Raw genomic sequence first — 18,964 nt, forward strand, 5'->3', positions numbered from 1 at the left:
GTCGCGGAGCGCGTCCTCCTTGGTGAGGATCGTGTCCTTGCTCAGCGTGTCCTCGATGGACTCGTAGCCGGCGAACTCGTTGAGGATGTCCTCGCTGGACAGGCCCAGGGCCTTGAGGAAGACGGTGACCGACTGCTTGCGCTTGCGGTCGATGCGCACGCCGACCTGGTCGCGCTTGTCGATCTCGAACTCGAGCCAGGCGCCGCGGGAGGGGATGACGCGCGCCGAGACGATGTCCTTGTCGCTGGTCTTGTCGGGCGTCTTGTCGAAGTAGACGCCGGGCGAGCGGACGAGCTGGCTGACGACGACACGCTCGGTGCCGTTGATGATGAAGGTGCCCTTGCCGGTCTGAAGCGGGAAGTCGCCCATGAAGACGGTCTGGGTCTTGATCTCACCCGTGAGGTGGTTCATGAACTCGGCCTCGACGTACAGCGGGGCGGCGTAGGTCTTGCCGCGCTCCTTGCACTCCTCGATCGAGTACTTCTCGGGCTCGAGGTACGGGTTCGTGAAGCTCAGCTGCATCGTCTCGCCGAGGTCTTCGATCGGGGAGATCTCCTCGAAGATCTCCTCGAGACCGCTGATCTCGGGCACGTCGGTGCGGCCGGCGGCCTTCGCCTCTGCGACACGGGCCTTCCAGGCGTCGTTGCCGACGAGCCAGTCGAAGGACTCCGTCTGCAGAGCGAGCAGATCGGGAACCTCGAGGGTGTCCGTGATCTTGGCGAACGAGAGGCGCGAAGCGCCGCGGCCGTTCTTGGGGGTGGTGGTGGAATTGGTTGCGTTGCGCGCAGCAGCCAAGGGGATTACCTCCATGAGCCCGGGCGGGGGCTGGTTTCCTTGTCGTCAGGTGGAGTGCTCCGTTCCACTCCTGCGCACACCCCGCGACGGGGCGGGGGCGCAGGCACAAGCCGACCACCATATGAGGGCATGGGGGAAGGGAGCGCAACTACCCACTATAGACCGCGCGACGCGCCATGGCAAGCCCGATCCTTGACGAGTTTCGGATGCTGCGGTATAACCGCGCGGCGGTCGGGTCAGGCGCGGTGGTCAGGCGGGGCGGGCGTGACGGAAGCGCAGGCGGGTGCCGGGGCGGGCCTGCGCCAGCCGGTCGCGCGCAGCATCCGTCACGACGGCGATGACGGGGTATCCGCCGGTGACGGGACCGTCGGGGCCGAGGATGACCGGATGCCCGTCGGGCGGCACCTGGATGGCGCCCGCGAGCATCCCCTCGCTCGGGAGCTCGGCGTGCGCGAGCGGTGCGCGCCGCGCGAGCGGTGGTCCGTCGAGGCGGATGCCGACGCGGTCGGCCCGCGCGGAGACCGTCCAGACGGTGTCATAGAGGGCCGCGGCATCCGCGAACCAGTCCTGCCGCGGACCGGGCGCGAGGGGAACCTCGAGGAGGGCGTCGTCGGGCGGGCTCCACGGGTGCAGGGTGTCGGGCGGGATCGGCGCAAGCGGATGCGCGTCGGCGAGCGCGAGCACGGCGCCGGGGCGCAGCGGCGCGGGGCCGAGCCCCGAGAGCGTGTCGGTCGCGAACGCGCCGGCGAAGGCACGGGCATCCGCCGTCGCGAGTCCGCCGCGGACGGCGAGATAGCCGCGCACGCCGTGCGCGAACCAGTCGACATGAAGCTCGGCGCCGCTCGGCCACGGGTGCGCCGTGTAGGGATCGACGGCGCGGCCGCCGATGGTGATCGGGCCCCAGGCGCCCGTGACGACGACGTGGAGGTCGGCCCGGGCGACGGCGCGGAATCCGCCCATCGTGATCTCGACGCCGGCGGCATCCTCGGGATTGCCGACGAGGCGGTTCGCCGTGCGCAGCGCGGCGCGGTCGGCGGCTCCGGATGCCGCGATGCCCTCCGCCGCGTGCCCCGGCCGCCCCTGATCCTGCACCGTCGCCAGCAGCCCCGGCTCGACCACCGCGAGCGCCCCGTGTTGGATCCCCCACCCCTGACCGCGAGACACCCTGTGTGCACCGAGACACCGCGTGGCATCCGGTGTCTCGGTGCAGGGGTGGTGTCTCGCGGGCGGGGCGGGTGCGGGTGCGGGGGTGGGAGCGGGGGCGGGGGTGGGAGCGGGGGTCGGAGCGGGGGCGAGGGTGGGGGTGGGGGTAGGGGCGAAGCGCACGCGGGCGCCGGGGGCGAGCAGCGCCGGCGGGTCTGCCCCGGGGTCGAACAGGGGCGCGGGCGTCGTGCCGATGAGCTGCCAGCCGCCGGGCGTCTCGCGCGGGTACGCGCCGGTGAACCCCGCCGCGAGCCCGACCGCCCCGGCCGGCACGCGCGTGCGCGGCGTCGCGAGGCGCGGGACGTCGTGCGGCCAGTCCGGGCTGACGAGGTAGCCGAACCCCGGCGCGAACCCCGTGAAGGCGACCGTCCAGGTGCACGCCGCGTGCAGCGCCGCGAGGTCGGCGGGACGGATGCCGAGGGCGCGCGCAAGCTCCTCGAGGTCGGGCCCGTCATAGACGATGGGCAACTCGACGATCGGGGCGGCGGCGGATACCGCGGCGCGCACGGATCCGCCCTGCGCGATCCACGCGCGCGCGGCCGGGAGGCTCAACCTCCGGGGATCGACGTGCACCAGCACCGTGCGCGCCGCCGGGACGAGGTCGATGACCCCGTCGCGGCGGGTCTGCGCGAGCCGGGCGTGGACGGCGAGCACCTCGTCGAGGGTGTCGACGGCGACGAGCAGGCCGCGATCCCCGAACGGCAGGATGCGCGGCGCGGTCGGGTCGACCTGCGGCGCGGGCACCGGAACCGGCGTGGATCCGGTCACCAGGGTGCCTGGATCTCCACGCCCGACGCGACGAGCGCGTCGCGCACGGCGCGCGCCATCGCGACGGCACCGGGCGAGTCGCCGTGGACGCACAACGACACGGCGTCGGTGCGCACCCGCATCCCATCGACGGCCACCACGACACCGTCGGTCGCGAGGTGCACGGCGCGGGACGCGACCTCCGCCGGGTCGTGCAGCAGGTCGCCCGGATCCCCCCGCGGCACGAGCGAGCCGTCGGCCAGGTAGCCGCGGTCGAGGAACGCCTCGAGGCGGAAGCCCAGCCCCGCCCGCGCGGCCGCGCCCTCGATCTCCCCCGCGAGGCCCAGGACCGGCAGGGCACGGCCGAGCCTGGCCGACACGTCGGCGACGGCGGCGGCGACGGCCCCCGCGTGCGCCGGGTCATCCCGGACCGCGTGATAGAGCGCGCCGTGCGGCTTGACGTAGCGGAGGTCGGCACCCGCCGCGACGAGGGCGCCGAGCTGGTCGGTGACGGCCGCGCGGAGCTCGGCGGCGGGCATGGCGAGGCGCACGCGCCCGAATCCGGCGCGGTCGGGGTAGGACGGGTGGCCGCCGACGGCGACCCCGCGCGCCAGCGCCCGCGCGACCGCCTCGCGCATCGAGGCGGTGTCGCCCGCATGCCCGCCGCACGCGACCGAGGCGCTGGAGATCAGCTCGAACAGGCCGGCGTCGTCGGCCGTCGAGGCGCCGGCGACCGTCTCACCCAGGTCGGCGTTGAGGTCGATCGCCATCATCTCGCCACCGTACCGGGCGCGGCCGTGTTCGGTTCTCAGTCTCCGTGGGGCCCGGGCCGGGCGCCACGCCCCGGAATTCCGGGGTGGGCGCCCCGGATGCGGCCCGCGGGGACTGAATTGCGGACACGGGCCGGGTGGTGGGGGGCGGGGGCTCACCCGCGGCGCGGGCGCACAACTCAGGCAGAAGGGGTGGGTGGGGGCGGGTTGCGGGGCCGGGCCGGGTTCTGCCTGAGTTGTGGCCCAGCCGGGCCGGTAGCGTTGCGGTATGGCGCGCGCGCGAGTAGAGGATGCCGCGCCGCAGGCGCGCCTGTCGGACGGGTCCCTGGCCCGCGTGATCCCGAGCCGCTTCACGGGCGGGTACGAGCTCGACGTGGCGGGCACGCCCCAGTCGCACGTCGACCTCGACGACCCGACGCACCTCCACTTCGAGTACGTCGCCCGCATGGCCGCGGTGATCGACAGGCTCCGGATGCCGGGGCAGCCCCTGACGGCCATCCACCTCGGCGCGGGCGCACTCACGCTGCCGCGGTATGTCGAGCACACCCGCCCCGGCTCGCGTCAGCAGGTCATCGAGCTCGAGCAGCCGCTCGTCGACCTCGTCCGCGCCGAGCTGCCCCTCCCCCGCGGCGCGCAGGTGCGCGTGCGCATCGGCGACGCGCGCGACGTCGCCGCACGGCTCCCGGCGGGCCTGCAGGGCGCCGCGGACCTCGTCGTGTCCGATGTCTTCGCCGGATCTCAGACCCCCGCTCACCTCACGACGGTCGAGTACTTCCGCGTGCTGGCGGGGCTGCTCGCCCCCGACGGTGTGCTGCTCGTCAACGTCGCCGACGGCGCCGGTCTCGCCTTCGCGCGCCGGGAGGTCGCGACCGTCCGCGCCGTGCTCCCCGAGGTGATCGTGCTCGCGGAGGTGCAGACCCTCAAGTGCCGACGCTTCGGCAACCTCGTGATCGCCGCATCCGCCGCGCCGCTGCCCACCGAGTGGCTGCCCCGGCTGATGGCCGCCGGGCCGCACCCCGCGAAGGTCGCGCAGGGCGCGGAGATCGACGAGTTCGTACGTGGGGCGAGCGTCGCGACGGATGCCGACGCGACCGCGTCGCCCGAGCCCGCGGCATCCATCTTCGACCGCTGACCGGCGCCGCCGCGGCGTGTACGGCCCGGTTCGGGCGGGACCCGGGTGAGACTGGAGGGGCCTGAGCCGCACGACGAAGGGGATGCCGGTGAGCGATATCAAGGGGCACGACCCGGAGACACTGCGCGAGATCATCGACCCGCACGAGTGCACCGAGCGGCTCGCCGAGCTGGGCGACCAGCGGAGCCTGCCGGCCCTGCTCGAGCGGGTGTGGCTGCTGAAGGTGCTCGGCAAGCTCGAGGACGCACTGGTGATCTCGGAGCAGTCCGTGCGCGTCGCGCGGATGGGCGGCACGCGCAAAGACCTGCTGCGGGCACGGATCCTCCACGCGAGCGTGCTGCAGTTCCGTGGCGCCTACGCGGCCGCGCACCAGGAGCTGACGACGTGCGCCGAAGAGGCCGACGGGCAGGGCTGGACGGCTCTGGCGGCGTTCGCGCTACAGCACCGCGGCAAGGTGAGCTACGACGCCGGCGACTACGCCGACGCCCGCGCCGACTTCAAGCGCGCACTGTTCCTGCGCCAGGAGGCCGGCGCCCCCGAGGACCAGCTCGAGTCGACGCTCCTCGCGATCGAGGCGGCCGAGCGTCGCCGTGCGAGCGCATCGGTCGCCAGCTGAGTGTCGGAGGCCCGTCCTACCGTGTCGGCATGACCGAACTGGTGACCGTCCGCCGTGCGGCGGAGGAGCTGATCGCGACCCACCTCGACCCGTCGTGGTCGTTCGCGTTCGACAACGCCAAACGACGGGCCGGGGCATGCGACTACACCCGCAAGCGCATCACGGTCTCGCGTTACCTGGCGGCGCGCTACGACGACGAGACCAACCGCCAGACGCTGCTGCATGAGGTCGCGCACGCCCTCGCCGGTCCTCGCGCCGGCCATGGCGCGAGCTGGAAGCGCACGGCGCGCGCGCTCGGGTACGTCGGGGGGACGACGCACGACGGCGAGACCGCCACCGAACTCGCGCCCTGGGTGGGCGTCTGCCCCGCTGGGCACGTCGCCTACCGGCATCGCCGCGCGACACGACCGACGTCCTGCGCCCGCTGCCGCCCGACGTTCGACGACCGGTTCCTCTTCACATGGACCCGACGGGAGATCACCCCCGCGACACGGCTCGCGGCGATGACCCCGCGGTAGCGGGCTTCACGCCGAGCGCCGTGCCCTCAGTCGTATGTGGCGAAGGTCCCGTCGCGCAGCACGGGGACGGATGCCGCGGCATCCACCTCGGCGGCGGCGAGGACGTCGGCCCGCGCATCGCGCTCCAGCAGCTCCTGCCCTGACCCGCTCGCCGTCAGCAGATGCCGTGTCGCGCCCCGCAGTCCGCGGAACGCCTCGCCGGCCGCCGCAGCCTCGGGTGAGGTGTGATCGAGGCCGAGCGTGCCGAGGGCGTCGATGATCGCACCGGCGCCGAGGAGGTCTTCGACGGCGAACCGCAGCGGGGCGTCGGGCTCGCGGGAGGCGAGTTCGCCGGCCGCGATGACCGCGACGCTCGTCCGCGCGCCGCGGCGCTGCTGCTCGGCGAGCACCGCGGCGGCGACCGCGGCGGCGTTGCGCAGGCAGCCGAGCAGGACCACGGCATCCGTCTCGCCCGCTGCCGCGGCGACGGCGGCGCCGTTGAGGGACACCGCGTGTGCGGCATCGTCGAGCGCGACCGTCTCACCGGCGGCGATGCGGTCGGTCACGGAGGTCGAGAACCGCAGCACGTCCACGACGACGACGATGTCGGATGCCGCGAGCCGGTCGAGCCCGTCGACTCCCCACTCGAAGCGGATCTGATAGCGGGACTGGTCGAACGGCGTGCTCACCCCTCCAGCGTAGGCGGCTGCCGCGACCGCCCCGGGGCCGGCCGCCGCCGGCACCATCGCCGCCGGCACCATCGCCGGCGGCACAATCGCCGACCCCTTACCCCCGGGCCGAACCCTTACGCCCCAGCGCGCCCAGGAATGAGGGTTCGGCGGGGAGATGAGGGTTCGACATCACGGGCGAGGCGGGGCAGGAGCCGCGGTCAGGCGCGGGCGTCGATGACGGGGGCGAGCGCGAGGACCAGCCCCAGCACGTTGCGGGCGCCCCGCTGCAGTTCCCCGCGCGTGAGCCCGTCCGTCCGGGCGAGCGAGGCGAGGATCGAGTCGTCGGCGTAGGCCTGGGGGCCGGCATCCGTCTTCACGCCGCCGGGCATGAGCACATCGACCTGCGCCCGGACGCGGTAGGCGTTGTCGGCGAGGTCCGGGAAATCGGGGTCGACGGCATCCTCCATCCACCAGTCGGTGATGACGCAGCCGGTGTAGCCCCACTCGCCCCGCAGGATCGTCGTGACGAGGTCGTGGTGGTAGTGCGCCCACACGCCGTTGATCTTGTTGTACGAGGTCATGAGCGTGCGGGGCGCCGCCTCGCGCACGCAGATCTCGAAGCCGCGCAGGTAGATCTCCCGCAGCGCGCGCTCCGACACGCGGGAGTCGTGGCGGGTGCGGTTGGTCTCCTGATTGTTCGCCGCGAAGTGCTTCGGGCAGGCCGACACCCCCGCCGACTGCACTCCCGCGACGACCGCCGCGCCCATCCGCCCGGTGACCAGTGGATCCTCGGAGTAGTACTCGAAGTTGCGACCGCACAGCGGGTCGCGGTGGATGTTCATGCCGGGGCTCAGCAGCACGTCGGAGCCCTTGCGCACCATCTCCTGGCCGTGCAGCGCCGCGAGCTCGCGCACCAGCGGGGCGTTCCACGTCGAGGCGAGCGCGGTGCCCGACGGCAACAGCGAGGCGTACGACGCGAGCCGCAGTCCGCTCGGCCCGTCGGTCGTCGTGATCGGCCGCACGCCCTTCTCGCGCAGCGACTCGGAGACGCCGCCCAGCACACCGGCATTGCCGGGAGCCCCCAGCGGGCTGTGCATCGTGACGTCGCCGCGGGCGAGCAGCGCCAGCTCGTCGTCAGAGAGCTGCGCGATGAACGCGTCGAGCGTCGCGTCGCCGGTGGCGACGTTGTCCAGACGGATGCCGCGGTCACCGGTCGGGGCGATCTCGGCGGGCAGGGCGTCGAGGACGCGGGCGCGCCGGGAGACCGTGCGGGTGGGCACGTCCTCCCACGCCGGCATGGGGCGGCCCGCTCCGTCGCGGCCGCGGGTCATGCGAGCGAAGGCGTGCGCGGGGTCGACGGCAGCTGCCTCGCTGAGCTGACGGACGACCCGCAGGCGGTCGACGCGGCGCACGGCGACCTCGGTCGCGGTGCGCACGTCCGTGCCGACGAAGACGGGGTACGCACCCGGTTCGAGCACGTATGCGCTGCGATGACCGGTCACCCCGCCGTCGTCATACGACGCGAGGTCGCGGAGGTCGAAAGTCAGCTCCAGCCGGGCGATCTCGCCGGGGGCCAGCAGCGGCGTCTTCGCGAAGGCGGCGAGCCGGCGCGCGGGCTGGGCGAGCAGACCCTCGGGCGCACCGACGTAGACCTGCACGACCTCCTTGCTGGCGTGCTCGGCACCGGTGTTGCGCACGTCGACGAGGATGCGGACGATCTCGGCATCCGCCCCGCCCGCGTCGCCCGCCTCGCCCCGGCGACCGGCACCGTCCGAAACCTCGGCGACCTCGACCGCGAAGGTCGTGTACCCGAGGCCGAAGCCGAAGGGGAATTGGACGCGCTCGGGGGCGAACGTCTCGAAGTAGCGGTAGCCGACGAAGACGTCCTCGGCGTAGACGCCGACGTCGGGATCGCCGAAGTTGCCGGCGCTCGGATAGTCGTCGTAGCGCCACGCGATCGTGTCGGTGAGGCGCCCGCTCGGCGCGATCTCTCCGGCGAGGACGGCGGCGACGGCGCGGCCGCCCTCCATGCCGCCCTGCCACGCGTACAGCACGCCGCCGATGCGGTCTCCGTAGTCGGCGAGCCAGCCGAGGTCCATGACGTTGCCGGCGTCGACGACGACGACCGTGCGGGCGAAGGCGGCGGTGACGGCGTCCAGCATGGCGCGCTCGTCGGCGGTGAGGAAGTAGCTCCCCGGCGTCAGCGTGCTCTCGCGCGCCTCTCCGGCGGCCCGCCCGATAACCACGACGGCCGTGTCGGCGCGCGTCGCGGCATCCGTCGCGACAGCGGGATCCAGCGGCATCTCCGGGAAGTGGTGCGGCCAGTTGCCCCACGTGCCGTCGAAGCTCGGCCGATGCGCCGCGCACCACTGCCGGTACTGCTCGGCGACCACCTCGTCGACGGCGACACCCGCGTCGCGCAGCCCCGCGGTGAGATTCCAGACATAGGGGACCTTCACGTCCCCGCCCGAGCCGTAGCCGACCGCGAACCAGTCGTACTGCACCCGGCCGAACACCGCCGTCGGACGGTCTCCGAGCGGCAGGATGCCGTCGTCGTTGCGCAGCAGCACCACGCCCTCCGCCGCGGCCTGGCGGGCGAGGGCGGCGAGCGCCGGGTCGAGGGTGGGATCGGCGTCCTGCAGGATGCTGGAGATCTGCGCGACCGATTCGACCGGCGGCAGCGCGTGGGACCGGTCACCGGACTCGATGGCGGCGGGCTGGGGCATGGAGCACCTCGGGGGTCGTGACGAATGGGAGCGCTCCCACAGTAGCGCACGATGCCGCGTGCGAGGTGGAGTGCGCGGCGGCGAGCATGCGGCGGCGCGGGCGGCGAGTGCGACACTGGAGCATGCGGATCATGCTGAAGCTCGTGCTCGACTGCGACGCCGACGCCGCGTGGCGCGCACTGCACTCCCCCCGCGCGATCGCGGAGCTCTACGGCCCGCTCGTCGACATGGCGCCGATGGACGCCGCGGGCCTGCCCACCCGGCTGGCCCCGGGCGTCGACGTACCGGTCGCGCTGCGGCTGGCCGGTGCGGTGCCGCTCGGTCAGCAGCTCATCCACATCAGCGAGCGCTCCGCCCGCGACGAGCGCGGGCCGGTGCGGATCCTCCGCGACAGCGGCATCCCGCTCACCGGCCCGCTGTCCGCACTCGACGTCTGGGACCACCAGATGGCGGTCTCCCCCGCGCCGGGCGACGACGGCAAGACCCTGTGGCGGGACCGGCTCGTCATCGGCGGTGCCGCGGCTCCCGCGCTGTGGCCCATGCTGTGGGCGACGTGGCAGTGGCGCGGCGCGCGGCTGCGCGCCCTCGCGCCCACCTGGGCGCACGACCCGGCATCCGCCCCGGCCGATCCGGCCTGACGCGAGGTGGGGCTGGGCGCACGCGGCCGCCGCGGTACTGCTACTCCGCGAGGGCCTCGACCGCGGTGACGCGGGTCGCGAGCCGAGTCGGGACCACCGTGGCCACGGCGGTGAGCAGCGCGGTGGCGACGACTACTACGAGCACCGGCAGCCACGGGATCGCCGGGGCGACGAGCGTCGGAGACGACCACGCGGGCGGCACCGACACCGAGCCGAGCAGAGACTGCGCCGCGACCCAGCCGTAGACGACCCCGAGCACGAGCCCGAACAGCAGCGCCGTGATCGTGACGTGGACGGCCTCGAGCAGCACGACGCGGCGCACCTGCGCGGAGGTCAGGCCGAGCGCGCGCAGCAGCCCCAGCTCGCGCCGCCGCTGGACGATCCCGATCGTCAGGAGGTTCACGAGGCCGACGCCGGCGATGACCGCCGACACCGCGACGAGCCCCATCATGATGGCGGCGAAGGTATCCATGACCCGCATCATCTCCGCCGGCGGCTCGCCGCCGGCGGAGGCCGTCATGACGGCCTTGACCGACTCGTTCGCGACGGCGAACATGACGACGAGGGTGACGCCCATGACGACGCCGATCGCCATGCGGCTGGCGCGTTCCGGGTAGCGCAGCGCGTTCTCGGCCGCGAGTCGCGCCGGCGCGGAGCGTCCGAACAGCCGGCCGGTCAGCCGCAGCAGCGGCGGCATGATGAGCACCGCACCGAGCGCGAGGCCGGTGAACGAGAGGATGCCGCCGACGAACGCCACCACGACGCCGAGCGGGTTCAGCATCCCGACCACGACGCCGAGCGCGAGAAGCGCGGCACCGGCGACGAACAGCGCCACTGCGGCGACGTTGCGCCCGCGGGACGCGGCCGCCTCGTCATGCCGACGGGGCGTCGAGCCCGCAATCGCCTGCAGCGGCGTCACCGACAGCACGCGGCGCGACCCGCTCCACGCGCCCGCCCACGTCGTCAGCGCGACGACCGCCGCGGGGAGCACGAGGACGGGCTGCAGGATGTCGTAGGCGACGTCGAGGCCGAGCGCGTTCCCACCCCACCACAGCAGCAGCGCGGCCGCCGCGACACCCGCGACGAGGCCGACCGCGGCGCCGAGCGTGCCGACGATGAGGCCCTGCCGGGCGACCTCACCCCGCTGCGATCGCGCCGACGCGCCGATCAGGCGCATCAGCGCGATGCGGCGGACGCGGCCGGCCACGATCGTCGCGAAGGTGTTGGCCGTCACGATCGCGGCGACGTAGATCGCGACGCCGACGAGCAGCACGCTCAGGATGCCGAGGACCACCGTCACCGTCTCGCCACCGCCGAGATAGGGATCGGCATCCACCCACGCCGCGATGTATCCGGTCGCGCTCAGCAGCAGGACGCCGAAGGCGGCCGAGATCGCCGACACGAGGATCGTCGCGCCCATCCCGCGCTCGCGCAGCCACGCCGCGGACCGGGTGCGCCGCGGCATCCGGGTCGCCGTCTCCGATGTCGTCTCCGGCGTCGCCGGCGTCGCGACGGCGGTCATGCCGCCACCTCCGCGGCGAGCATGAAGGCCGAGACCTGTTCGGCGCTCTGGCGCGGCTTGTCGGCGACGACGCGACCGTCGCCGAGGAACAGGACGCGGTCGGCGTGGCTCGCGGCGACCGGATCGTGGGTCACCATCGCTATCGACTGCCCGTGCTGACGGCTGGCGGCGGCCAGCAGGGCGAGCACCTCACGGCCGGAGCGGGAGTCGAGGTTGCCGGTGGGCTCGTCGGCGAAGACGAGGTCTGGCGCCGTCGCCAGGGCGCGGGCGATCGCGACGCGCTGCTGCTGGCCGCCGGAGAGCTCGTGCGGGCGGTGCCGCAGCCGCGGCCGCAGGCCGAGGGAGTCGATGAGGCCGTCGATGCGCGCACGCTCCAGCGCGCTCGGGGTGCGACCGTCGAGGTCGAACGGCAGCAGGATGTTGCCGAGCGCGTCGAGGGTCGGCACGAGGTTGAACGCCTGGAAGACGAAGCCGACGCGGCGTCGCCGTAGGATCGTCAGCTCGAGGTCGGACAGGCCGGTGATCTCGGTGTCGCCGATCCAGGCGCGGCCGCTGGTCGGCGCATCCAGGCCCGCCATGATGTGCATGAGGGTGGATTTGCCCGACCCCGACGGCCCCATGATCGCGGTGAACTCCCCGCGGCGGATGCCGACGGTGACGTCGTCGAGCGCCCGCACCCCGGTCTCGCCCGCGCCGTACGTCTTGCTGAGGCCCTGCACCCGCGCCGCGAGGCCGAGCTCTGTCGTCGTGATCTCCATGCCGTCGACGCTACGGAGGGCGCGGCGCCGGCCGCGTCCGCCGCGGGTCGCGCCCGCGTACATCGCGAGGATGATCCGCCCGGTGCGGTCGGCCGGCCGTCGCCGGCCACGGTCTGCCGGCCGCGGTCGGCCGGTCGCTCGGCCTGGTCGCCCACCCCGTCCCGCGTCACCCCGTCCCGCCGTCGCGAAAGCAGGCTGAACCGGCTCATCGGGGCGTGCGGCGGCCGGTTTCGGTCGATTCGCCCTGCTTTCGAGACACGCTGGACGGGGGACGGCGCGGACGGGGCCGCCGAGACGGCGGCGGGCCGGGGCGGGGTCAGGCCAGGCCGTGCTCGAAGGCGAAGACGACGAGCTGGACGCGGTCGCGCAGGGCGAGCTTGGCGAGGATCCGGCTGATGTGCGTCTTCACGGTCGCTTCGGAGAGGAACTCGCGCTGCGCGATCTCCGCGTTCGACAGTCCGCGGGCGGCGAGCGCGAAGATCTCCCGCTCACGGTCGGTCAGCTCCTCGAACGCCGGGGGCGCGGGGCGCACCGCCGGTGCGGCGAAGTGGGCGAACAGGTCGCGGGTGGCGGATGCCGCGATGACGGCCGACCCGGCGTGGACCGTGCGGATCGCGGCCAGCAGGAACTCCGGATCGGCGTCCTTCAACAGGAACCCGCTCGCCCCCTGCCGGATCGCGCGCGCGGCGGCCTCATCGAGGTCGAACGTCGTCAGCATGACAACGCGCGGCGGGGTGTCGGCGAACGACGTGTCGGCGAGCAGCTCGGCGGTCGCGGTGAGGCCGTCCATCACCGGCATCCGGATGTCCATCAGGACCACGTCGGGACGGGTGGCGCGAATCACCCGCAGCGCCTCGGCGCCGTCACCGGCCTCGCCGACGACCTCGAGATCGGGCTGCGAGGCGACGACCATCCGGATGCCGGCGCGGAACAGCGCCTGATCGTCCACCAGAACGACGCGGATCGGCACGCTCACTCGCCGCCGCCGATCGGGAGCGTGGCGCGGACGACGAAGTCGCCGCCCTCGCGACCGGCGTCGAGTGCGCCGCCGACGAGCTGCGCACGCTCCCGCATGCCGATCACGCCGTGCCCGCGGGGCGCCTCACCCTCACCGGCGGGTGTCCCCGACGCTGGGGCGCCGGGCGCCGTGGTCTCGTTGCGCACGCTCAACTCCACCCGGTCAGCATGCCACGCCAGCGCGATGTCGACGGGCGCGCCGGCGCCGTGCCGGAGCGCATTGGTGAGCGCCTCCTGCAGGATCCGATAGACCGCGAGCTGCACCCCGGTCGGGACCTCGACCGCCGGCGCCGGATCGACGTCGACCCGCAGCGCGATGCCCGCCGCGCGCACCTGGGCATACAGCTGTTCGAGGTCGGCGAGCGTGGGCTGCGGGCCGTCGGCCTGCCGGTGTCGCAGCTGCGCGAGCAGCATGCGCACGTCGGAGAGCGCGGCCCGCGCGGTCGTGGAGATGGTGCCGAGGGCGGATGCCGCGGCATCCGGATCGGACGCACTGGCGTAGCGGGCTCCGTCGGCCTGCGCGATCACGACCGCGAGGGAGTGCGCGACGACGTCGTGCATGTCCCGGGCGATCCGCGTGCGCTCGGACTCCGCCGCCGCCTCGGCCTCGGCGACCTCCTGGGCGCGCCGGTTCTCGCGGGCCCGGATGCCGGTGCGCACGAGCGCGCCGACCGTCCAGGCCAGTCCCAGGCCGAACATCGCGGCGAGGGCGACGGCGAGGGCCGTCGTGATCGTCGAGGCGCTGAGACCGGCATCCGTCAGCGGAGCGAACAGGTAGATCGTGATGACGAGCGCGCCGACGAACGTCGACGCGAGCCCTGCCCAGAAGGTACGGCGACTGCCGTAGGCGGCCGTGGCGTACAGCACCCCGAAGACGGCGATGTCCGCGGTGCTCGGCGGGCGCGCCATCGCCATCTGCACGATCGCGCCGACCCAGGCGACCGTCAACGCGAGCCCGGGCGCGGCCCGGCGCAGCGCGAGCGCGCCGCCCATCAGCAGGGCGACCAGCACGGTCCCGAGCGCGTTGTTGTCGTAGAAGCGGCCGATCGACAGGTCGAAGGGGAGGGCGACAAGCGCGAACAGTCCCGCCACGACGATGTCGATGACGAGCTGCGTGCGGGTCAGCCGGCGGAACACGCTTCGACGCTACGCGACCGGGCGTGGGGCGGCATCCACCGCGAGATGTATCCGCGAGGTCGCCGCTCCGGCCGCGAGGTCGCCGCTTCGCCCGCGAGGTCGCCGCTTCGCCCGCGAGGTCGTCCCTCCGGCCGCGAGGTCGCCGTGTCCTCCACGAAGTCGCCGCTTCATCCACGAGGTCGTCCCTCCGGCCGCGAGGTCGCCGCGGCGACCTCGGCACCAAACCGGCGACCTCGGCACCAAACCGGCGACCTCGGCACCAAACCGGCGACCTCGGCACCAAACCGGCAACCTCGGCGCGCAACCGGCGACCTCGGCGGCGGATGCGGCGAGATGGGGTCGGTGGTCAGGCCGCGGGGACGACGGGGCGGTGCTCGTAGAAGGTCTGCAGGACCACGGTCGTGCGGGTGCGGACGTTCGCGGCGAGGCGGATGTCGCGCACGAGGTCCTCCAGCGCGCGCGGCGAGGCGACTCGGGCCAGCAGCATGTACGCCGCGTCGCCGGCGATCGAGTGGCACGCCTCGATCGCATCGAGGTGCTCGAGCAACTCGGGGGCGTTGTCGGGCTGCGCGGGGTCGAGCGGGGTGATCTCGATGAACGCCGCCAAGGGGCGGCCGACCTGCTCCGGGTCGACGACGGCACGGTAGCCGACGATGACGCCGCGCGCCTCGAGGCGCCTGAGCCGAGCCTGCACGGCCGAAACCGACAGCCCCACCGCCGCCGAGAGGTCGGCGAGCGTGGCCCGCCCGTCGCGGGAGACCTCGGCGATGATCCGCTGGTCGACAGCATCTTCCATACATGGAAGAATATCGGACAGAAGACGGCGACGCCGTAAATATTCCTGTAATCGAGGATCGGAGGTTCACATGAGCATGATCACGACCGCCCGCGCGGCCATCATCGGGGAGCCCGAGGTCGTCGAGGACGGCACTCCGATCGCGCAGCAGCCGGCCTGGCTGAGGCTGAAGGATGCCGCGACCGCCCTCCAGGACTTGCAGGCGCAGGACGGGTCGATCGCCGACGCCGACTCCCACGACGAGGCCCGCGCCCTCATCGAGACCATCGTCGGCGCGATCCGCGCACTGACGCCGCTGTTCCCGCACGATGCCGAATACCTCTCGGCATCCGTCCACGATTTCGAGCGTTGGGTCGACTCCGGCCTCGGCGTGCCCGACTTCCTCGAGTCGCTCGTCGCGTTCCAACCGCAGCAGCACCGTGTCGACGGCCTGCAGCACCTCGTCGTGTTCCCGATGTACACGCAGAACGGGTCGCGCGACCGCCACGTCGAGGCCGTGCTGTGCGAAGTAATCTGGCCCGAGTTCATCGCGGAGCTCGAGCAGACCTACACCAACGGGCTGTTCGTCTCGCTGCGGTTCATCGACTTCACCCCCGGCTACGACACCGACTCCGCCGTGCTGTTCCCGGAGACGGTCGCGATGCGCGAGATTCCGGCGTTCACGTGGGGCGCGATCTTCCAGGACCGGGAGGCGGCGCGGTACCGGCGCGTGGTGGCCGCGGCATCCGAGATCACGAAGCTCGCGCTTCCCGAACCGGCGGCGCGGATGCTGGCCGACCAGCAGCTGGCGGAGGAGACCTTCGTCATGTGGGATCTCATCCATGACCGCACGCACATGCGGGGCGATCTGCCGTTCGACCCGTTCATGATCAAGCAGCGGATGCCGTTCTTCCTCTATTCGCTGGAGGAGCTGCGGTGCGACCTGACGGCGTTCCGCGAGTGCGTCGCGCTCGGCGCGCGCGACGATGCCATCGGCGAGCACGCGCGGCTCGTGCAGTACGCCGTGATCTTCGACCGCATCTTCCGGTTCGCGATCACCGGCTCGCGCGTGCGCAACTACGACGGGCTCGGCGGTCAGCTGCTGTTCGCGTGGCTGCACCAGCGCGGCGTGCTGCATTGGACCGACACCGCGCTCGCCTTCGACTGGGACGAGGTGCCGGCGGCGGTGGTCGCGCTCGGCGACGCGATCGACCGGCTGTACTGGGAGTCGATCGACCGGCCGAAGGTCGCGCACTGGCTCGCCGCGTACGAGCTCGTGCGCAGCGTGCTGACCCCGCACCCGGCGTCGCAGTGGGCGCGCGGCCTGCCGGGCGACGTGCTCGCCGGGCCGCCGAAGGGGTACACGGATGCCGTGATGGACGACGAGTTCCCCCTGTCGATGTTCTTCGAAGCCCTCGAGAAGAAGATGCGGGAGGTCATCTCTTCCACCCGCGGCATCACGGGTCGCGATGCCTGAGCCCGCCGGGGTGGGGGCCGCGGCGGCGGCGCGGGCTGCGGGGGCGGGGGCCGGGGCGGCGGGGGCCGCGGGGAGCAGGCCGAGCGCCATCGCCGAGCGGGCCCCTTCGCGCCGAGGGGGCCCGTTATGGCACGGCGACAAGGGGCTGTCTCGGCGGCAACGGGCGCAGTCGGCGAAGGGGCTTCGCGCCGCGGCCGCGGCGGCGCGGGGGCGGACGTGAGCGTGCGGGGGCGGTGTGTGCTCGTGGCGGGGGCGACGAGCGCGAGCGGGGATGCCGCGGTGCGAGCGCTGCGCGCCGCCGGGGCGACGGTGGTCGCGGTCGGCCGGGATGCCGCGCGGCTCGGCCCGCTAGGCGCGCTCGGCGCGCGGACGGCCGTGTGCGACCTGACCGATGAGGCGGCCGTCGCCGCGCTCTCGGCGGCGCTGCGCGCGGACGGGGTGCGCGTCGACGGCATCCTGCACCTCGTCGGCGGGTGGCGCGGGGGCGGCGGGATCGCGGGCCAGAGCGACGCGGACTACCGCGCACTCGAGGGAGGGCTCACGGCGCTCCGGCACGTGAGCCGGGCGTTCTGGGACGATCTCGTCGCCGCGCCCGCCGCGCGCACCGCGATCGTCTCGTCGACCGCGGTGGCGCGTCCCCTCGCCGGCGGCGCGAACTACGCCGCCGTGAAAGCCGCCGAGGAGGCCTGGGCGCGCGCGATGGCGCAGGGCTTCGCGAAGGCCGCGGATGCCGGCGCCTCGGCCGCGGCGTTGCGCGCGGCATCCGTCATCTTTCGGGTGCGCAGTCTCGCGGGGCTCGAAGACGATCTCGCCGCCGCCTTCGTCGGGCTGTGGGATGCCGAGGCGTCCGCCGTCAACGACCAGGTCATCACCCTCGGGGCGTAGGCGCCGCGCCGCGCATTCCCTTGGCAGTCGTGGCTGCTACCCCGGGCGGGAAACCACCACAACTGCCCAGCCAACCCCACAGCCCCGGCGGGAGGGGGGCCCGCGGCTACGAGCCGGGCTGGTCCGCGGACCCGCCGCGAACCTGGGCTGCCGACGCCGGCGAAATGGTCCCCGCAGCACCAGCCCCCGTACCCGCACCCGCAGCACCCTCGTCACCCTCGAGCGTCGTCGGCGCGACGGCGTACTCGGCGGAGAGGATGCGGTAGGACCGGGTCGCGAACGCGAGGGCGCCGATGACGATCATGATGATCCCCGCGAACAGGAACACGAGGGCGATCCCCCGGCCGACGCCGTCGCCGAGCAGCCATCCCCAGGTGCGGCGTCCGGCGTCGGATTCCATGTACGGGATGATCCAGAACTCCGCGATCGGCGCGATGAGGAACGAGGTGATGGGCGCCGCGGACACCTCGATCGCCGCCGCCGCCCCGAACACGCGCCCCTGCTTCTCGAACGGCACGACGCGCTGGATGACCGTCTGCTCGGCGGCCTCGACCGCCGGAACGAGCGCCATGTAGATCCAGATCCCGAGGACGTACACCCACCACCAGTCGCGGATCGTGAACAGCGCTCCGACGAGACCCATCACCATGACCGTGATCAAGAGCGTCCGGATGGGGTTGCGGCCGAGCCCCTTCGCCGCCACGATCGCCCCGCCCGCGATGAACCCGGTCGAGGTCACGCCGAGCACGACACCCCACCACTCCACCGGGAACAGGGTCAGCCCGTACGGATCCATCAGCGCCATGTACACGCCGCCGATGAGGTTGTTGAACGTGGAGAAGATGATGAGCGCGAACAGCCCCGGCACCGCACGGATGGCCGCCGCCGCACCGCGCACATCGATGAACTTCGCCTCGGGGTCGCGCTCGGGTTCGTCCTCCGGCACGCGCAGCATCAGCAGATGCACGAGCGCGACGGCGGTCAGTGCCACCGCGATGACGAGCGTCCATCCCATGCCGAGCAATCCGATCGACAGGCCGGAGAAGACGCTCGTGACGAGGAACGCGAGCCCCTGCACAGTGCCGACCATGCCGTTCGCGTTGGCGTGGCGCTCGGTGGGGACGAGCAACGTCACCGTCGTCGACAAGGCGATGTTGCGCAGGTTCTCGATGACGGCGCCGGCGAGGATGATGCCGGAGAACAGCCAGAACCACGGGCCGCCGAGATCGAGCAGTGCCGACTCAGGCTGCACGAGGTACAGCGCGGCGGCCAGGATGAAGGCGGCGAGCGTGATGAGCGCCGACAGCACCATCACCCGGTGTTTGCGGTGGCGGTCCACGACCGTGCCGAACACCATGCCGAAGATCGCCAGCAGCAGCATGTACGCCCCGCCGATGATGCCGGTCGCGAGCACCGACCGCGTCTGCAGATACACCCAGAACGTCAGCGCGAACCACAGGTAGCTCGTGGTGATGTTCGCCACGGCCGTGTTGACGAGCACGTGCACGAACGTGCGCATGCCGTGCGGCGGGACGGTGCGAGCGGATGCCGGTGGCTCGGACATACGGCGAGGGTACGGGAGACCGCCGACATCCGAT

Annotated in this window: 16 protein-coding genes and 1 pseudogene; 6 read left to right on the plus strand and 11 right to left on the minus strand. The window is 73.2% G+C overall.

The window, feature by feature from the left end; genetic code table 11:
• The 3 genes and pseudogenes from JOD60_RS00005 to JOD60_RS00015 form a co-directional block, all read right to left on the minus strand.
• Positions 1-795 (minus strand): annotated as a pseudogene (locus JOD60_RS00005) (DNA-directed RNA polymerase subunit beta); the annotation flags it as partial.
• A 249-nt stretch (positions 796-1,044) separates the two neighbouring features.
• Positions 1,045-2,766 (minus strand): 5-oxoprolinase subunit B/C family protein, encoded by a 1,722-nt coding sequence (locus tag JOD60_RS00010; RefSeq protein ID WP_232321648.1) that lies wholly within the window; start codon positions 2,764-2,766, stop codon positions 1,045-1,047.
• The gene (locus JOD60_RS00015; protein ID WP_076691678.1) at positions 2,763-3,518 is read right to left on the minus strand and encodes a LamB/YcsF family protein; all 756 of its coding nucleotides are present in this window, start codon (positions 3,516-3,518) and stop codon (positions 2,763-2,765) included. The genes JOD60_RS00010 and JOD60_RS00015 overlap by 4 nt, the downstream gene beginning before the upstream one ends.
• Before the next feature lie 265 nt (positions 3,519-3,783).
• On the opposite strand from JOD60_RS00015, the gene JOD60_RS00020 reads away from it, so the two are divergent.
• From JOD60_RS00020 to JOD60_RS00030, 3 genes are all read left to right on the plus strand, one after another.
• Positions 3,784-4,647, plus strand: coding sequence for a spermidine synthase (locus JOD60_RS00020; RefSeq protein WP_076691679.1), 864 nt, complete (start codon positions 3,784-3,786; stop codon positions 4,645-4,647).
• A gap of 88 nt (positions 4,648-4,735) precedes the next feature.
• Positions 4,736-5,263, plus strand: coding sequence for a hypothetical protein (locus JOD60_RS00025; RefSeq protein ID WP_157127984.1), 528 nt, complete (start codon positions 4,736-4,738; stop codon positions 5,261-5,263).
• Between the two features lie 29 nt (positions 5,264-5,292).
• Positions 5,293-5,781, plus strand: a complete 489-nt coding sequence (locus JOD60_RS00030) for a SprT-like domain-containing protein (protein WP_076691681.1) — start codon at positions 5,293-5,295, stop codon at positions 5,779-5,781.
• 26 nt (positions 5,782-5,807) lie between these two features.
• Here the strand turns inward: JOD60_RS00030 and JOD60_RS00035 are convergent, their stop codons facing one another.
• Entirely contained in the window at positions 5,808-6,449 is a 642-nt protein-coding gene (locus JOD60_RS00035) for a 2-phosphosulfolactate phosphatase (RefSeq protein WP_084202058.1), read from the minus strand.
• 200 nt (positions 6,450-6,649) lie between these two features.
• Positions 6,650-9,157 carry a glycoside hydrolase family 3 protein gene (locus JOD60_RS00040; protein WP_076691682.1) on the minus strand — a complete coding sequence of 836 codons (2,508 nt, stop codon included), beginning with the start codon at positions 9,155-9,157 and terminating at the stop codon, positions 6,650-6,652.
• Positions 9,158-9,279: 122 nt separating this feature from the next.
• On the opposite strand from JOD60_RS00040, the gene JOD60_RS00045 reads away from it, so the two are divergent.
• Positions 9,280-9,795 (plus strand): hypothetical protein, encoded by a 516-nt coding sequence (locus JOD60_RS00045; RefSeq protein ID WP_076691683.1) that lies wholly within the window; start codon positions 9,280-9,282, stop codon positions 9,793-9,795.
• Positions 9,796-9,835: 40 nt separating this feature from the next.
• Here the strand turns inward: JOD60_RS00045 and JOD60_RS00050 are convergent, their stop codons facing one another.
• The 5 genes from JOD60_RS00050 to JOD60_RS00070 form a co-directional block, all read right to left on the minus strand.
• Positions 9,836-11,317 carry an ABC transporter permease gene (locus JOD60_RS00050; RefSeq protein WP_076691684.1) on the minus strand — a complete coding sequence of 494 codons (1,482 nt, stop codon included), beginning with the start codon at positions 11,315-11,317 and terminating at the stop codon, positions 9,836-9,838.
• On the minus strand, positions 11,314-12,075 hold the full coding sequence (locus JOD60_RS00055) for an ABC transporter ATP-binding protein (protein WP_076692270.1): 762 nt from the start codon (positions 12,073-12,075) through the stop codon (positions 11,314-11,316). The genes JOD60_RS00050 and JOD60_RS00055 overlap by 4 nt, the downstream gene beginning before the upstream one ends.
• 316 nt (positions 12,076-12,391) lie before the next feature.
• The gene (locus tag JOD60_RS00060; RefSeq protein ID WP_076691685.1) at positions 12,392-13,051 is read right to left on the minus strand and encodes a response regulator; all 660 of its coding nucleotides are present in this window, start codon (positions 13,049-13,051) and stop codon (positions 12,392-12,394) included.
• The gene (locus JOD60_RS00065; protein ID WP_076691686.1) at positions 13,048-14,229 is read right to left on the minus strand and encodes a sensor histidine kinase; all 1,182 of its coding nucleotides are present in this window, start codon (positions 14,227-14,229) and stop codon (positions 13,048-13,050) included. The genes JOD60_RS00060 and JOD60_RS00065 overlap by 4 nt, the downstream gene beginning before the upstream one ends.
• A gap of 346 nt (positions 14,230-14,575) precedes the next feature.
• The gene (locus JOD60_RS00070) at positions 14,576-15,025 is read right to left on the minus strand and encodes an Lrp/AsnC family transcriptional regulator (protein WP_076691687.1); all 450 of its coding nucleotides are present in this window, start codon (positions 15,023-15,025) and stop codon (positions 14,576-14,578) included.
• A 70-nt stretch (positions 15,026-15,095) separates the two neighbouring features.
• On the opposite strand from JOD60_RS00070, the gene JOD60_RS00075 reads away from it, so the two are divergent.
• A complete protein-coding gene (locus tag JOD60_RS00075; RefSeq protein WP_076691688.1) occupies positions 15,096-16,481 on the plus strand; it encodes a DUF6421 family protein in 1,386 nt (461 codons plus the stop codon).
• 216 nt (positions 16,482-16,697) lie between these two features.
• On the plus strand, positions 16,698-17,366 hold the full coding sequence (locus JOD60_RS00080) for an SDR family NAD(P)-dependent oxidoreductase (RefSeq protein WP_076691689.1): 669 nt from the start codon (positions 16,698-16,700) through the stop codon (positions 17,364-17,366).
• A 106-nt stretch (positions 17,367-17,472) separates the two neighbouring features.
• Here the strand turns inward: JOD60_RS00080 and JOD60_RS00085 are convergent, their stop codons facing one another.
• The gene (locus tag JOD60_RS00085; RefSeq protein WP_084202060.1) at positions 17,473-18,930 is read right to left on the minus strand and encodes an MFS transporter; all 1,458 of its coding nucleotides are present in this window, start codon (positions 18,928-18,930) and stop codon (positions 17,473-17,475) included.
• Between the last annotated feature and the right edge of the window lie 34 nt (positions 18,931-18,964).

The sequence above is a fragment of the Microbacterium aurum genome, from assembly GCF_016907815.1.
GTDB lineage: Bacteria > Actinomycetota > Actinomycetes > Actinomycetales > Microbacteriaceae > Microbacterium > Microbacterium aurum.

What these genes read in the sequence shown, in the direction of transcription:
- JOD60_RS00045 (WP_076691683.1), top strand. Translation starts at nt 9,280, where the DNA reads ATGCGGATCATGCTGAAGCTCGTGCTCGACTGCGACGCCGACGCCGCG.
- JOD60_RS00070 (WP_076691687.1), bottom strand. Translation starts at nt 15,025, where the DNA reads ATGGAAGATGCTGTCGACCAGCGGATCATCGCCGAGGTCTCCCGCGAC.
- JOD60_RS00050 (WP_076691684.1), bottom strand. Translation starts at nt 11,317, where the DNA reads ATGACCGCCGTCGCGACGCCGGCGACGCCGGAGACGACATCGGAGACG.
- JOD60_RS00085 (WP_084202060.1), bottom strand. Translation starts at nt 18,930, where the DNA reads ATGTCCGAGCCACCGGCATCCGCTCGCACCGTCCCGCCGCACGGCATG.
- JOD60_RS00040 (WP_076691682.1), bottom strand. Translation starts at nt 9,157, where the DNA reads ATGCCCCAGCCCGCCGCCATCGAGTCCGGTGACCGGTCCCACGCGCTG.
- JOD60_RS00030 (WP_076691681.1), top strand. Translation starts at nt 5,293, where the DNA reads ATGACCGAACTGGTGACCGTCCGCCGTGCGGCGGAGGAGCTGATCGCG.
- JOD60_RS00055 (WP_076692270.1), bottom strand. Translation starts at nt 12,075, where the DNA reads ATGGAGATCACGACGACAGAGCTCGGCCTCGCGGCGCGGGTGCAGGGC.
- JOD60_RS00075 (WP_076691688.1), top strand. Translation starts at nt 15,096, where the DNA reads ATGAGCATGATCACGACCGCCCGCGCGGCCATCATCGGGGAGCCCGAG.
- JOD60_RS00020 (WP_076691679.1), top strand. Translation starts at nt 3,784, where the DNA reads ATGGCGCGCGCGCGAGTAGAGGATGCCGCGCCGCAGGCGCGCCTGTCG.
- JOD60_RS00015 (WP_076691678.1), bottom strand. Translation starts at nt 3,518, where the DNA reads ATGATGGCGATCGACCTCAACGCCGACCTGGGTGAGACGGTCGCCGGC.